The 14,938-nt window shown below is 62.0% G+C and carries 12 protein-coding genes; 1 reads left to right on the forward strand and 11 read right to left on the reverse strand.

All coding sequences use genetic code 11. The annotated features are described in order from the left end of the window. Positions 1-56 precede the first annotated feature (56 nt). The 6 genes from HU806_RS07460 to urtA form a co-directional block, all read right to left on the reverse strand. A complete protein-coding gene (locus tag HU806_RS07460) occupies positions 57-899 on the reverse strand; it encodes an urease accessory protein UreD (RefSeq protein WP_186610784.1) in 843 nt (280 codons plus the stop codon). Positions 900-929: 30 nt separating this feature from the next. Next, on the reverse strand, positions 930-1,628 hold the full coding sequence (urtE, locus tag HU806_RS07465) for an urea ABC transporter ATP-binding subunit UrtE (RefSeq protein ID WP_186610785.1): 699 nt from the start codon (positions 1,626-1,628) through the stop codon (positions 930-932). Between the two features lie 103 nt (positions 1,629-1,731). Then, on the reverse strand, positions 1,732-2,592 hold the full coding sequence (gene urtD / locus HU806_RS07470) for an urea ABC transporter ATP-binding protein UrtD (protein ID WP_186610786.1): 861 nt from the start codon (positions 2,590-2,592) through the stop codon (positions 1,732-1,734). Continuing rightward, positions 2,592-3,668, reverse strand: coding sequence for an urea ABC transporter permease subunit UrtC (urtC, locus tag HU806_RS07475; protein ID WP_186610787.1), 1,077 nt, complete (start codon positions 3,666-3,668; stop codon positions 2,592-2,594). Before urtC ends, urtD begins: the two co-directional genes overlap by 1 nt. Beyond that, on the reverse strand, positions 3,668-5,173 hold the full coding sequence (gene urtB / locus HU806_RS07480) for an urea ABC transporter permease subunit UrtB (protein ID WP_186610788.1): 1,506 nt from the start codon (positions 5,171-5,173) through the stop codon (positions 3,668-3,670). The genes urtC and urtB overlap by 1 nt, the downstream gene beginning before the upstream one ends. 153 nt (positions 5,174-5,326) lie before the next feature. Further along, positions 5,327-6,592: an urea ABC transporter substrate-binding protein gene (gene urtA / locus HU806_RS07485; RefSeq protein ID WP_003186287.1), complete on the reverse strand. Its 1,266-nt coding sequence runs from the start codon at positions 6,590-6,592 to the stop codon at positions 5,327-5,329. Between the two features lie 274 nt (positions 6,593-6,866). Between urtA and HU806_RS07490 the strand changes: the two genes are divergently transcribed. Continuing rightward, positions 6,867-8,402 (forward strand): class I SAM-dependent methyltransferase, encoded by a 1,536-nt coding sequence (locus tag HU806_RS07490; protein ID WP_186610789.1) that lies wholly within the window; start codon positions 6,867-6,869, stop codon positions 8,400-8,402. Here the strand turns inward: HU806_RS07490 and HU806_RS07495 are convergent. The 5 genes from HU806_RS07495 to HU806_RS07515 all read right to left on the reverse strand — a co-directional run bounded on the left by HU806_RS07495 (position 8,377) and on the right by HU806_RS07515 (position 14,918). Continuing rightward, positions 8,377-9,387 carry a FecCD family ABC transporter permease gene (locus HU806_RS07495; RefSeq protein WP_186610790.1) on the reverse strand — a complete coding sequence of 337 codons (1,011 nt, stop codon included), beginning with the start codon at positions 9,385-9,387 and terminating at the stop codon, positions 8,377-8,379. The two genes, HU806_RS07490 and HU806_RS07495, sit on opposite strands and share 26 nt — an antisense overlap. Next, entirely contained in the window at positions 9,384-10,331 is a 948-nt protein-coding gene (locus tag HU806_RS07500) for an ABC transporter substrate-binding protein (RefSeq protein ID WP_186610791.1), read from the reverse strand. The genes HU806_RS07495 and HU806_RS07500 overlap by 4 nt, the downstream gene beginning before the upstream one ends. Further along, positions 10,328-11,116 carry an ABC transporter ATP-binding protein gene (locus tag HU806_RS07505; protein ID WP_186610792.1) on the reverse strand — a complete coding sequence of 263 codons (789 nt, stop codon included), beginning with the start codon at positions 11,114-11,116 and terminating at the stop codon, positions 10,328-10,330. The genes HU806_RS07500 and HU806_RS07505 overlap by 4 nt, the downstream gene beginning before the upstream one ends. An 86-nt stretch (positions 11,117-11,202) precedes the next feature. Then, positions 11,203-12,582 carry a PepSY-associated TM helix domain-containing protein gene (locus HU806_RS07510; RefSeq protein WP_186610793.1) on the reverse strand — a complete coding sequence of 460 codons (1,380 nt, stop codon included), beginning with the start codon at positions 12,580-12,582 and terminating at the stop codon, positions 11,203-11,205. A gap of 209 nt (positions 12,583-12,791) precedes the next feature. After that, a complete protein-coding gene (locus HU806_RS07515; protein WP_186610794.1) occupies positions 12,792-14,918 on the reverse strand; it encodes a TonB-dependent copper receptor in 2,127 nt (708 codons plus the stop codon). Between the last annotated feature and the right edge of the window lie 20 nt (positions 14,919-14,938).

Genomic DNA, 14,938 nt, shown 5'->3' on the forward strand with positions numbered 1-14,938 from the left:
CAATAAGGGCAGATAAAATTTTTGCGGTAAACACAATCCACTGTGGGAAAGCAGATTCACGTGCTCCAGATTCTTGGCGCCATGGCCTCTCTTCCCAACAGCGCTGGCCTGAGCAAACGCCACAATTGAATCAACCATCCCCGCGCGAGTAACGCCTCGCTCGCCAGGCAACGTGCCACGAGCAGGCCCGGTAATTGCGTCAGGTCGCCGCGCACGGCATGGCCCAGGGATCGGCATTGCTCCAACAGTTCGCCGTCGATCTCGCCAGTGACCAATAACGTGGCGAATACCGGATCGCCACCTAGCCCGATGGGCGAGTCGAGCAAGCCGTCGTCGCCGACGATGCGCTGGCGCTCGTGCCACAACAACTGGCCGTCGCGGCGGATGTCCAGGCGCGATTGAAAATGCCCGAGATCGAAGCGCTCGTGACTGGCCGGCCGGCCGAGGGCAACCATGTCCCAGTAGAACAACCGGGCGTCACCCTGCAGGTCGATGTCGGTGCTGAGTTCCGCCTGGGCCGCGCTGAAGACGATGGTTTCCTGGGGCAGCCATTCCAGGGTTGCGCCGGGCGCCACGCTCAGCTTCAGTTGCTGGTACGCCGGGCCGGCGGCGCGGTACCACTTGGCCGCGCCGGGGCTGGTCAGTTGCGCCCAGGCACCAGCGCCGACGTGGGCCGAGATGTCCAGTCGATCCCCGCCAGCGATCCCGCCGGGCGGGTGAACGATGATGTGCTGGCACACCTCGGGCCCCTCGGCATACAAATGCTTTTGCACCCGCAGCGGGCCGATGTGGCGACGCTGGACCGGGCGTGTGCACTCGCCGAATCGGGCATAACCCAAGTCCAGCTCGGCGTGCCAGCTGGGGGTGAAGAGGGCGGATGGCGAAACAGGTAGATTCATGATTTTCTGATTATCGTCGGGACGCTAAGACTAGATCGTTACCAGCCCGCGCACACCCTCGGCTTCCATATTTTCTCCGCGCCCTTGCTGCACGATCTCGCCCCGGGACATCACCAGGTATTGATCGGCCAGCTCGGCGGCGAAGTCGTAGAACTGCTCCACCAGCAGGATTGCCATGTCGCCCCGGGCCGCGAGTTTCTTGATGACCACGCCAATCTCCTTGATCACTGAGGGCTGGATGCCTTCGGTGGGTTCGTCGAGAATCAGCAGGCGCGGACGACTGGCCAAGGCCCGGCCAATGGCGAGCTGCTGTTGCTGGCCGCCGGACAAGTCGCCGCCACGGCGTTGCTTCATTTGCAGCAGTACCGGGAACAATTCGTAGATGAACGCCGGCACTTCCTTGGCTTCGGAACCGGGAAAGCGCGACAGGCCCATCAGCAGGTTTTCTTCCACCGTCAGCCGCCCGAAAATTTCCCGGCCCTGAGGCACATAAGCGATGCCGGCGTGCACCCGTTGGTGCGGCTTGAACCCAGTGATGGCCTTGCCTTCCCAATTCACCGCGCCTTCCTTGGCCGGCAACAGGCCCATCAGGCATTTGAGCAGGGTGGTCTTGCCCACGCCGTTGCGCCCCAACAGGCAGGTTACCTCGCCGACCTTGGCGTCGAACGACAGGCCGCGCAGGATGTGGCTACCGCCGTAGTATTGGTGAAGGTGTTGGACTTGTAGCATTGGAATTCCTTTTTTTAAGCTTCAAGTGGTGAGCTTCAAGCTGCAAGTAAGAGCAGGATGGTGTACGGCTTTGCTTTCAACTTGCCGCTTGAAGCTGGCCGATTCATCGGCCCAAATACACCTCGATCACTCGCTCATCGGCCTGCACCTGTTCCAGCGACCCCTCGGCCAGCACACTGCCCTGGTGCAGCACGGTGACGTGGTCGGCAATTGCGCCGACAAAACCCATGTCGTGCTCCACCACCATCAGCGAATGCTTGCCCGCCAACGACTTGAACAGCTCGGCGGTGAACTCGGTCTCGGCGTCGGTCATGCCCGCCACCGGTTCGTCGAGCAGTAGCAGTTGCGGGTCCTGGACCAGCAGCATGCCGATCTCAAGGAACTGCTTCTGGCCGTGGGACAACAGTCCGGCGGCGCGATTGACCGAGGTGGTGAGGCGGATGGTCTCGAGCACTTCGTCGATGCGGGCATGCTGCTCGCCGCTCAGTTTTGCCCGCAGGCTGGCCCACACCGATTTGTCGGTCTTGAGCGCCAGCTCCAGGTTCTCGAACACACTCAGGGCTTCGAATACCGTCGGCTTCTGGAACTTGCGACCGATGCCGGCCTGGGCGATCTGCACTTCGCTCATGGTCGTCAGGTCCAGGGTTTCGCCGAACCAGGCCTTGCCGTGGCTGGGGCGGGTCTTGCCGGTGATCACGTCCATCAGGGTGGTCTTGCCGGCACCGTTCGGGCCGATGATGCAGCGCAATTCGCCGACGCCGATGTACAGGTTCAAATCGTTCAAGGCCTTGAACCCATCGAAACTGACGCTGATGTCTTCCAGGGTCAGGATGGTGCCGTGGCGGGTGTTCAGGCCTTGGCCGGCTGCCTGGCCGAGGCCAATGGCGTCGCGGCTGCTGCCTTGGTCTTTGTTGGGCTCCAGGATGGGTTCGAGCATGAAGTCCGTCGTGGGTGTGATGCGCATCATTCGCTCCTTTTCTTCAGCAGCCCGATCACGCCCTTGGGCAGATACAGGGTCACGACGATGAACAGTGCCCCGAGGAAGAACAGCCAATACTCAGGAAACGCTACGGTAAACCAGCTCTTCATGCCGTTCACCACCCCGGCGCCCAGCAACGGCCCAATCAACGTGCCGCGCCCGCCAAGGGCGACCCAGACGGCGGCCTCGATGGAGTTGGTCGGCGACATTTCGCTGGGGTTGATGATGCCCACTTGCGGCACGTACAACGCCCCGGCCAGGCCGCACAACACTGCGCTCAACACCCAGACGAAGAGCTTGAAACCACGGGGATCGTAGCCGCAGAACATCAGGCGGTTTTCCGCGTCGCGCAGGGCAGTCAGCACCCGGCCGAATTTGCTACGGGCCAGGCGCCAGCCGATGAACAGGCTCGCCACCAGCAACAGTACCGTGGCGAAAAACAGCACCGCGCGAGTGCCCGGCTCAGTGATGCCAAAGCCCAGGATCGAACGGAAATTAGTAAAGCCGTTGTTGCCGCCAAACCCGGTTTCGTTGCGGAAAAACAGCAGCATTCCGGCAAACGTCAGGGCCTGGGTCATGATCGAGAAATACACGCCCTTGATCCGCGAGCGGAAGGCGAAGAAGCCGAACACCAGCGCCAGCAAACCCGGCGCCAGCATCACCAGGCACATCGCCCAGAGGAAACTGTCGGTGCCGGCCCAGTACCAGGGCAGTTCAGTCCACGACAAGAAGGTCATGAACGCCGGCAAGCCATCGCCGGCGGCCTGGCGCATCAGGTACATGCCCATGGCATAGCCGCCCAGGGCGAAGAACAGGCCATGGCCCAGGGAGAGCAAGCCGGCGTAGCCCCAGACCAGGTCCAGCGCCAGGGCGACGATGGCGTAGCAAAGAATCTTGCCTACCAGGGTCAAGGTGTAGGCTGAGACGTGCAGCGGATTGTCCGCCGCCAGCAGCGACAGCAACGGCAGGCTCAGCAGCGCGGCGAGGATCAGCGCGCCGACGACGAGGGTGACTTTGGGGCCGGCCTTTTGCGTGGCCGTGAGCATCAGGGGCTGGTTCATCAGTCGATTACCCGTCCTTTGAGCGCGAAGAGGCCTTGCGGACGCTTCTGGATGAACAGAATGATCAGCGCGAGGATCAGGATCTTGCCGAGCACGGCGCCGGTCTGCGGTTCGAGGATCTTATTGGCGATGCCCAGGCCGAACGCGGCGAACACACTGCCGGCGAGTTGGCCGACGCCACCGAGCACCACCACCAGGAATGAGTCGATGATGTAGCTCTGGCCCAGGTCCGGGCCGACGTTGCCGATCTGGCTCAGGGCCACGCCGCCAAGCCCGGCGATGCCCGAGCCGAGGCCGAAGGCGAGCATGTCCACGCGGCCGGTGGGCACGCCGCAGCAGGCGGCCATATTGCGATTCTGGGTCACGGCGCGCACGTTCAGGCCCAGGCGCGTCTTGTTCAGCAGTAGCCAGGTCAGTACCACCACGAACAGCGCGAAGGCGATGATCACGATGCGGTTGTACGGCAGCACCAGGTTCGGCAACACCTGGATCCCGCCTGAGAGCCAGGCTGGGTTGGCGACTTCGACGTTCTGCGCACCGAACACCAGGCGCACCAGTTGGATCAGCATCAGGCTGATGCCCCACGTGGCGAGCAGGGTTTCCAGCGGACGTCCATAAAGATGACGGATCACCGTGCGTTCCAGGGCCATGCCGATGGCAGCAGTGATGAAGAACGCCACCGGCAGGGCGATCAGCGGATAGAACTCGATGGCGTTCGGGGCGAAGCGCTGGAACAGCATCTGCACCACATAAGTGGAATAGGCACCCAACATGAGCATCTCGCCGTGGGCCATGTTGATCACCCCCAGCAGGCCGAAGGTGATCGCCAGGCCGAGGGCGGCCAGCAGCAGGATCGAACCCAGGGACATGCCGCTGAAGGCCTGGCCCAGCAGCTCGCCGACCAGGAGCTTGCGCTTGACCTGGCCGAGGCTGGTTTCGGCGGCGGTGCGCACGGCGGCATCGGTTTCGACGCCGGGTTCGAGCAGCGTTTCCAGGCGGGTGCGGGCCAGCGGGTCACCAGTTTCCCCCAGCAGGCGGACGGCGGCGAGGCGCACGGAAGGGTTGGCATCTACCAGTTGCAGGTTGGCCAGGGCCAGGCTCAGGGCGGCGTGTACGTCTTCGTCCTGCTCGCCGGCCAGTTGCCGGTCGAGGAACGCCAGTTGCGCCGGGCGCGCGCTTTTTTGCAGTTGCTGCGCGGCGCCCAGGCGTACGCGGGCATCAACGGCGAGCAACTGGTGGCTGGCGAGGGCGGTTTCAATCAGCCCCCGCAAGCGGTTGTTCAGGCGCAGGTTTTTCGGTTGGCCGTCGACGGTCAACTGGCCTTGCTGCAAGGCGTTGATCAATTCGACGCGCGTCGGGTCGGGCTGCGCGGCCCAGGTTTCCAGCAGCTTGGCTTGCTGGGTCGGATTGGCGGCGACGAAATCTTCGGCATCGCCGGCATGGGTCGTCGCCAGTGGCAACAGCAGCGCCAGGGCGAGGATGAGGCGGTAGAGGGCGGTGGGCATATGCTTGGCCTTGCGTGTTTGATCGTTCCCACGCTCCGCGTGGGAACGCAGCCCGGGACGCTCCGCGTCCCATGGTGGACGCAGAGCGTCCGGTGAGGCATTCCCACGCAGAGCGTGGGAACGATCAGCAGGGTTAGGGGCTTCTTCCCGGGGTCAGTTGCTCTTCACCGCATAGTCAGGCTTCTTGTCGTTGCCGGTGATGAACGGGCTCCACGGTTGCGCGCGGATCGGCCCTTCGGTCTGCCAGACCACGTTGAACTGACCGTCGGCCTGGATCTCGCCGATCATCACTGGCTTGTGCAGGTGGTGGTTGGTCTTGTCCATGGTCAGGGTGTAGCCCGACGGTGCGGCAAAGGTCTGGCCGGCCAAGGCTTCGCGGACTTTGTCGACATCGGTGGACTTGGCTTTTTCCACCGCTTGCGCCCACATATGGATGCCGACGTACGTGGCTTCCATCGGGTCGTTGGTAACGGCTTTGTCCGCGCCTGGCAGGTTCTTCGCCTTGGCATAGGCTTTCCAGGCGTCGACGAATTTCTTGTTCGCCGGGTTATCCACCGACTCGAAGTAGTTCCACGCCGCCAGGTTGCCCACCAGCGGCTTGGTGTCGATGCCGCGCAGTTCCTCTTCGCCCACCGAGAACGCCACGACTGGCACATCGGTGGCCTTCAGGCCCTGGTTCGCCAGTTCTTTGTAGAACGGAACGTTGGAGTCACCATTGACCGTGGAGATGACCGCAGTCTTGCCGCCGGCCGAGAACTTTTTGATGTTGGCGACGATGGTCTGGTAATCGCTATGGCCGAACGGGGTGTAGACCTCTTCGATGTCCTTGTCCGCCACGCCCTTGGAATGCAGGAACGAACGCAGGATTTTGTTGGTGGTGCGCGGGTAGACGTAGTCAGTGCCCAACAGGAAGTAGCGCTTGGCGCTGCCGCCTTCTTCGCTCATCAGGTATTCCACCGCCGGAATCGCCTGCTGGTTCGGCGCCGCGCCGGTGTAGAACACGTTCGGCGACATCTCTTCGCCTTCGTATTGCACCGGGTAGAACAGCAGGCCATTGAGTTCTTCGAACACCGGCAACACCGATTTGCGCGACACCGACGTCCAGCACCCGAACACCACGGCGACCTTGTCCTGGGTCAGCAACTGCCGGCCCTTTTCGGCGAACAGCGGCCAGTTCGACGCCGGGTCCACGACCACCGCCTCAAGCTTCTTGCCGTTCACACCACCCTTGGCGTTGATCTCGTCAATGGTCATCAGCGCCATGTCCTTGAGGGACGTCTCGGAGATCGCCATGGTGCCCGACAGCGAATGCAGGATGCCGACCTTGATGGTCTCGGCGGCCTGGACGGTCCAGGCCATGCCCATCGCGGCAATGCTTGCCGAGAGTGTAAAAGCCTTGATCAAGCTACGACGCTTCATGGTGCGATCTCCGTGGTCTTGGTGTTTTTCTGGATGGCAGATGCAGACGCTGAAGGCGCTTTTGCAAGGGGTGTGCCCGGTCGGGGAAAGGCTTGGAAATGCGGGGTTGGCGGGTGGAGGGGAAAATGACAATGCACCATCAGTGACCGTATCGCTGGGGCTGGTGCAATGTGGCGCTCCGCATTGGGGCGTGGAAGTGGAGAATTCAACGTGAGATTTCAGGCCGCCCGACTATGCTGACTCTTCTGCCATTCTGAAGAAGGGGGAAATCCGTTTGAATGACGCTGGCGCTGCAAGCTGTTTTCTTCTCGACGAGACGGCCATTTTTGACGTGCTGCCCGAAGTTAAACAGGCCGAGCATCCACAATGGATGCACGTGACGCATTTGAGAGAAGCAAGGTATTCGCTGATTCTCACCGCTGGAGAACATCTTCGAAGTAGCAGGCTGAATGTGTTCTCTGATTCAAGACTCTACATTCGTTTTTCCGCAGCGCTACCCAACATCAGTTTGGATGGACTCGCCTGTTCACTGGTTTTTCTTGACGACGGAGATCATTCGGAATTTCAACTCGGCTTGTTTCATTTTTGCGGAGGGAACACGCCGTCGGAATGGAGAACGGCAGAGTTTGACCTGGCTTGGTTGGCGGGAAAAAGTGGCCATCTCTTGGTAGCGTGTGGGCCAGGAGCGGAGAATGACCCTACGGCAGATTGGCTGGCGATCTCTGACTTGTGCGTCGCCAGGGAGGGCGAGATGAGGGCTCTTCTGGCGAAAACCCATCTTCAGATGCGCATAAAAAACGAGATGGCTCACTTCAGCAGTGTCTACCGGAACGAGTTCTATTCGAAAGTTCAGGAGCGACAAAGTGAAACCGCAATGGGCATTGCGCGCAGCGTTCGCCAATTAAATGGAATGATTCAGCCGCAAGGGCGTGATGCGCAGGCTGACATCGTCATGTTGGAACCGTTCGAAGCCGAGGCCGCCTATTCTTACGCGACGCGTCTCCTGAGAGCGAACGTCCCGCAAACACCGCCTGATTTTCAAGCGAGGCTACGCCAGAAAGTCAGCGATCACGGTTCAATAAAAGTCTTGTCGATATGCAGTGGTGCCGCGCGGATAGAGGCGGGTTTGTCGGCGGCCGTTCCCGAAGGAGTGGAATGGTCCCTGCTGGATATCAACGAAGACCTGCTGCAAATCGCGGCGAAGCAGTTTTCATCTGCCATCAGCCTGGATTTGATCGTGGCTGATGCGAATAACCTGGTGCCTACCGGTGAACAGTGGGATGTCATTATGTGTGTTTCGGCATTGCATCATTTGGTAGAGCTGGAAAAGGTCATGCTCTTTATCTCCCGCAGTTTGAAGAACCATGGAGAATTCTGGAGTCTGGGTGAGGCCGTAGGGCGCAATGGCAATCGCTTGTGGCCGGAGGCGATAACTGCTGCTGATGCAGCGTTCTCGGCATTGCCGGCGCGCTACCGATGGAATGTCGATACACAGGTTGTCGACCCGGTCATTCCGGACAGGGACCACTCGATAGGGTGTTTTGAAGGCATTCGAAGTGAAGACATTACCGCGCTTCTTGAGCGTTGGCTGAGGCCTGTCGATGTGTACCGCACCAACTGCTTCCTCTGGCGAATGGTCAATCTTGCCTACAGTGGAAATTTCAATCTTGAAAAAGCGCAAGACCGTGCGTTAGTCATTGATCTGGTTCGAGCCGAGCTTGAGCATTTTCGACAGGGTGGCCTTGGGACTGAACTGTTCGGCGTGTACCAAAAGAAGCATCTGTTCAGCGACGGCGCATCAGACCGATAAAAAACAGTCCACCAATAGCTGCGGTAGCGACTCCAATCGGCAAGTCCTCCGGCGCGATCAGCGTGCGGGCCGCCACGTCCACCCACACCAGGAACAGGCTGCCGAGCAGTACGCAGGCTGGCAGCAACCGCCGATGCTCGGCACCCACCAGGCGTCGCGCGATGTGCGGGACCATCAGCCCGACGAAACCAATCGAGCCGCTGATGGAGACCAGCACGCCGGTCATCAAGGACGCGATCAGGAAGATCCACAACCGCACCTTCGCCGCGTTCAGCCCCAGCGTCACGGCGGTCTGCTCGCCCGCCATCAGCGCGTTCAACGGGCGGGCCATGCCCAGCAGCAACACCAGTCCCAGCACCACACTGGCCGCCGGCACGGCCAGCAGTTCCCAGCGCGCCAGGCCCAGGCCGCCGAGCATCCAGAACATTACCGCTGAACTGGCGCGATGATCACCGAGGAACAACAGCAAGTTGGCCGCCGCCATCATCACGAACGACACCGCGACGCCGCACAGCAGCAGGCGATCACTTTCCAGGCGACCCTGGCGGGCGGCGATGGCCAACACCAGCAACATGCTCAGCAATGCGCCGATAAACGCGGCGAGGGGCAAGGTGAGCAGGCCGATGATTTCGCCGACATGCAGCACCACGATGACCGCACCCAGGGTCGCGCCGGACGTCACGCCGAGAAGATGCGGATCGGCGAGTGGATTGCGCGTGACCGCTTGCAGCACCGCACCGATCAACGCCAGCCCCGCGCCCACCAGGGCGCCAAGCAGCAGGCGCGGTACGCGGATCAGCCAGACGATGTGCTCCTGCCCCGGCGTCCAATGGACATCGCCCACGCCGAAAGCCTTGTTCAACAGAATGTCCCAGGCCACGCCCACCGGCACCCGCGCGGGCCCGAAGCCCAGGGACACCACGCACGACACGAGCAGCATTACGCCGAGCAAGATCAACAGCGCGCCATAGCGACGAGTGTTCATTGGCGGTGGAAACCCTTCGCCAGGGTTTGCACCGCAAGCACGTTATCGATGCCCGGCGTGGCCTGTACGTAGGGGATCACGATGAAGCGCCGATGCTTGATCGCATCCACCGAGTGCAGTGCCGGATTATCCAAAAGGAATTGCTGCTTCTGCTCGGCGGTGGTTTCGCCATAGTCGACGATCACGATCACTTCGGGGTTGCGCTCCACCACGTTCTCCCAGTTGACCCGGGTCCAACTGGTTTCCACGTCGTCGAGGATGTTGCGCCCGCCCGCCGCGTCGATCAGCGCCTGGGGCATGCCCAGGCGCCCGGATGTCATCGCTCGATCCTCGCCGCTGTCGTAGAGGAATACCTTAGGGCGTTCGGACGGCAGGTGTTGGCGGACTTCGGCCACCTGGGCCTGCATCGTCGCGATCAGCGCATCGGCGCGATCCTGCACGTCGAAGATCTTCCCGAGATTGCGCAGGTCGTTGTAGGTGTCCTCCAGCGTGGCCGCCGGGCGTTTCATCACGAACGCACAGGATTCGGTCAGTTCGTAGACGTTGATGCCCAGCGGTTGCAGGGTTTGCGGCGTCAGGTCGCCACCCACCCGCATGCCGTAGTCCCAACCGGCGAAGAAGAAATCGACGTTGGCATTGAGCAAGGTTTCCACCGAGGGATACTTGGCGGCCAGTTCCGGCAGGCCATCGAGGATCTTCGCCATGTCCGACGTTACCGATTTCCAGCCACTGATGCCGCTGTAGCCGACCATGCGCGGCTTGAGGCCCAGGGCGAGCATCATCTGGGTCATGTTGATGTCATGGCTGACGGCGTGCCGGGGCGCCTCGTTGAATACCACTTGGCGGTTGCAACTCTGGATCGTCAACGGGTAGCGAGTGGCTTCGGCCAACGCATGGGCGCTGCCCAGCAGCAAGGGCAGCAACAGCAGGGAACGCAAGGTCATGGTTGGGTTATCCAAGTGATACGTGGGTAGCCGGCCAGCGGGTGTTCGTCCACCAGCGCTTCAACGCCGAACACCTCACGCAGCAGTGCGCTGGTCAAGACATCCTTGGGCGTGCCGCTGGCGACGATCCGTCCGTGTTCGATCACATACAGGCGATCGCAGAACGCGGCGGCCAGGTTCAGGTCGTGAATGCTGGCGAGGGTGCCGATACCCAGGCGTTTGATCAATTGCAGCAATTGCAGTTGGTAACGAGGGTCGAGGTGATTGGTCGGTTCATCAAGAATCAACAACTGCGGTTGTTGGGCCAGTGCCCGGGCGAGGATTACCCGCTGTTTTTCTCCGCCTGACAGCGTCGAGAATGCATGATCGCCAAAGCCGTCGAGTCCCGCCGATTGCAAAGCCTGGAGCACCAGGCAGCGGTCTTCGTGTGTGTCGCCGTCGAACAGACCTTTGTGAGGCGTGCGGCCCATGGCGACCACTTCCTCGACCGTCAGGCCAAAGGCATCGGGAAACTCTTGCAGCACCACGGCGATACGTTGGGCGCACCAGCGCGAAGACTGTTTCCAGAGGTTGTGATGCTCAAGTTTCACCTCGCCATGTTCCGGTCGACTGAAGCGATAGGCGCAGCGCAACAGGCTGGTCTTGCCGCTGCCGTTGGGACCGATCAACCCGACAAACTCCCCGGCCGCCACCTGCAACGTGGCGTCGCGCAGCTGGAACTGGTGATGACAGTGGCCATGGCCCAAGGGCGTCCAGGCGAGATGGGAGAGGGTCAGCGAGGTCATGCATCTACTCGAGTCATAGGACAAGCAGTTCGAAAGGCGGACGCGATTGTAGAGGCATCGCGCCGCTTTCCGTTAACGCACAGTCTTCAATTTGAAGATGAGGCGACCTCAGGCTGGCGCTTGAACCGGATGACCAGGCGATCCAGCAACCACACCACTACCAGTGAAGCTCCCACCAACGGGAACACAACCGCCAGGGCCAGCATGATGAACACGCCGCTCTTCCAGGTCGGCAAGTCGTGACGCAACGGCGGCACGCCGAACTTGCCTTGCGGCCGGCGCTTCCACCAGATCACCAGGCCGCTCACGGCGCTGAGCAGGATCATCAGGCAGATCAACAACACGATGATCTGGTTCACCGGGCCGAACATCTTGCCTTCATGCAGCATCACTCCGGTTTCGGTGGCGCGGGCCACGAGGTTGTAGTGCTCCCAGCGCACATCGGCCAGGACCTTGCCGGTGTATTGGTCAACATGCAGGGTCGCGTCATTGCGCGGGTCGTCGGCGAACACGGCGATGGTGAAAACGCCGGAGGCAGTCGTCGGGAACGTGATGCTGTAGCCGGGTTCGACGTTGCGCTCGGTAGCGATGTCCTGCACCGCCTGCAAGCTGACGCTCGGGGCGGCGGGGCCTTCGTGCATGCCGCCATGGGCCATATGTTCGGCATGATCGCCGGACATCGGCATCGGCGTGTTTTCCACGGCCCAGGGCACGGTCTGGCGGTGGGCGTGGTTGAGGCTGCCGGCCTCCACGTCAGACTTTGGCACGTCGTTCCACATCGCTGCCGGGAAGCGGTTCCAGAGGTCGGCGTATTGCTTGCCCCAGAAGCCGGTCCAGGTCATGCCGCTGAGCAGCATCACCAGCAAGAACGCCGAGCCCCAGAACCCGATAACGACGTGCAGGTCACGCCAGAACACCCGGCCGCGAGCATTCCAGCGCGGCCACAGCACGCCGGCCGACGATTGCCCGCGCGGCCACCACAGGTACAGCCCGGAAACCAGCAATACCACGCCCCAGCCGGCGGCCATTTCCACCAGCCGATCGCCGACGGTGCCGATCAGCAACTCGCCGTGGATCGCCCGCGCCATGGCTTGCAGGTTGTTTTTAGCGTCCTGTTCGCCGAGGACATCGCCGTGGTACGGGTCGATGAACACGTTCAACTCCCTGCCCTTGTCGATCACCACGAATTGCGCGCTGCGTTCGCTATCGATCGGCGGCAGGTACTGTGTGACCTGGCCCTCTGGATAGGCCTGGCGAACCTGCTTGAGCAGATCGTCCGCCGCCAAGGTGTGATGGCCGGCCGGCACGTTCAGCAGATCGCCGTACATCAGGGGGTCGAGTTGTGGCTTGAACAAGTAAATGATGCCGGTCAGGGCCAGCATCACCATGAACGGCGCGACGAACAGACCGGCATAAAAATGCCAGCGCCAGGCCAGGTTGTAGAAGTTCGGTTTCGGTTGGCTCATTGCAAAGCGCTCCGCAGGGCAAAATGGGTTGTTATGTTGTGCGGTTGCCAGGCAACCGATAAGCAGGAGCCCTAAACACAGACCCCGTGGCGAGGGAGCTTGCTCCCGCTGGACTGCGCAGCAGTCCCTGGCTTTTTGCGATTGCTACGCAACCGAGCGGGAGCAAGCTCCCTCGCCACGGGGGCAGGTGTCAGGCTTGGCCTGTGTTGTTAGAAACTCATATCCACCTTCGTCCAGAGCGTGCGCCCCGGTTCGTTGATGGCCTGGGGATCGCTCGCCGGGTAGCCGAACCCGGCGTTGCCGGCCAGGTTCAGGTGCTCGGCGTAGGCTTTGCCGAACAGGTTGTCGACCCCGCTGCTGACCTTCCAGTGCTGATTGATGCGGTAGGCACCGTTGAGCGAGAACACGCCGAAGCCCGAACTTTTGCCGTAGTCCTTGCCCACCACGTTGCCTTTGTTTTCATCGACCCGGTGCTGCGCCGCCACCACGCGCCACAAGGCCCCGACGCTCCAGCGGTCTTCGCTGTAGGTCAGGCCCAGGCGAGCGTCCAGCGGTGGCATTTGCGCCAGGGCGCTGCCGTCGCTGCTGTTCTTGCCCCAGGCGTAGGCCAGGGTGGCGTCGGCTTTCCAGTGCTCGGTGAGCTTGTAGGCCGCGCCCAGTTCAGCGCCCATGATCCGTGCGTCGATGTTCTCGGCCCGGGAAGTGGTGCCCATCATCCCCGGCGTGTAGTCGAACAGGATGTAGTCGCGTACCTGCCCGACGTATCCCGATGCCCAGGCTTCGAGGGTTTCGGTCTTGTACTGCAGGCCGAAGTCGAGCTGAGTGGTTTTCTCCGGCTTGATCGCGTCGAAAGCATTCAGCGAACCGCTCGGGCCGGTGTTCGGCGAGAACAGCTCCCAGTAATCCGGGAACCGTTGCGCGTGACCGATGCCTGCGTAGAGGGTGGTGGGGCTGTCGTCCAGGTCGTGCTCGTAGCGGACGAAACCGCTGGGCAGCGTGTCGGCGCGGGTGTCATCGGCAGTAGGATTGGGACGGGCCGACATGCCGGAACCGATGCTCTGGCGGTAATCCTTGGCCGAGGCGCGATCGAGCCGGGCGCCGGTGATCACTCGGTCGCGGTCGGCGGCGTACCAGGTCAGTTCGCCGAACGCCCCGTAGTTGTGGAAGTCGGCGTCCTTGGTGTACGGCAGGTCCTTGTAGGTGTCCACGCCCATGCTGCTGCGTTGGCGATGCTCGTTGGTCTGGGCGTCCAGGCCGCTGATCAGTTGCACATCGGCCCAACGCCAGGTGGCCTTGATACGGGCGCCGAGGGTACGGCGGTCGACGTTGGAGGCCATGGGCCCGGCCATCATCCCCGTACCGGACGGCGTGCGCAGCGTGTAGTTGTCCATCACGTGATCGGCGTAGTTGTAGTAGACCTGGGCCTCGACCTTGTCCAGCACCTCGCCGATGTTCGAACGCTCGAAGCGCAGTCCGAGGCTTTCACGCTTGAACTGCGAACCGTCCATGCCGCGCCCGGCGTAGCGCGCTTCACCGTCGCCCTTGCCGGCCGTCAGCTCCAGCAGGGTATCGGCGTCTGGCGTCCAGCCGAGGGTGACGTCGCCATTCCACTTGTCATAGCGCGACGGCACGCTGTCGTTATTGCCGTCGCGGTAATCGTCCGAATGCGCGGTGTTGCCGATTACCCGGACATAACCCAGCGGGCCCCCGGCGGCGGCATCCAGCACTTTGTCGAAACGACCGTTGGAGCCGGCCAGCACGCTGGCATTGACTCGCGTGCCCAGTTCGCCGAACTGTTCCGGCTCGCGCTCGAACAGCACGGTCCCGGCCGATGCGCCGGGGCCCCAGAGCACGGTTTGCGGGCCCTTGATGACGGTGAGCTTGTCGTAGGTTTCCGGCGATATGTAGGAGGTCGGCGCGTCCATCCGACCTGGGCAAGCACCCAACAACATGCTGCCGTTGGTGAGTATGTTCAGTCGTGAGCCGAACATGCCGCGCAACACCGGGTCGCCATTGGTGCCGCCGTTGCGCACCAGGGCGAAGCCGGGAATGGTCTTGAGGTAGTCGCCGCCATCGCTGGCCGGCACCGGTTGGCGCGGGTCCTTGGGGTTGGTGACGACAGTCAGCGGCGAGCTGGGGGCGATGGCGGTGATGACCGTCGGGCTCAGTTCTTCGGCCTGATGATCGTGATGCTCGTGCTCGTCGGCCAACACGAGCGGGGCAAGCAGCAGGCCGCACAGTGCGGCGAGGGTTTGGCGCAAACGAACCGGTGGCTCGTTCAGGGGGCAGCTAACCTGGGCAGAGCCCAAAGCGATGCCAGCAGAAAACCTGGGCATGATGATTCCATCGAACAGAC

Source organism: Pseudomonas sp. SWRI154, from assembly GCF_014268645.1.
In the GTDB taxonomy this organism is placed as follows: domain Bacteria; phylum Pseudomonadota; class Gammaproteobacteria; order Pseudomonadales; family Pseudomonadaceae; genus Aquipseudomonas; species Aquipseudomonas marvdashtae.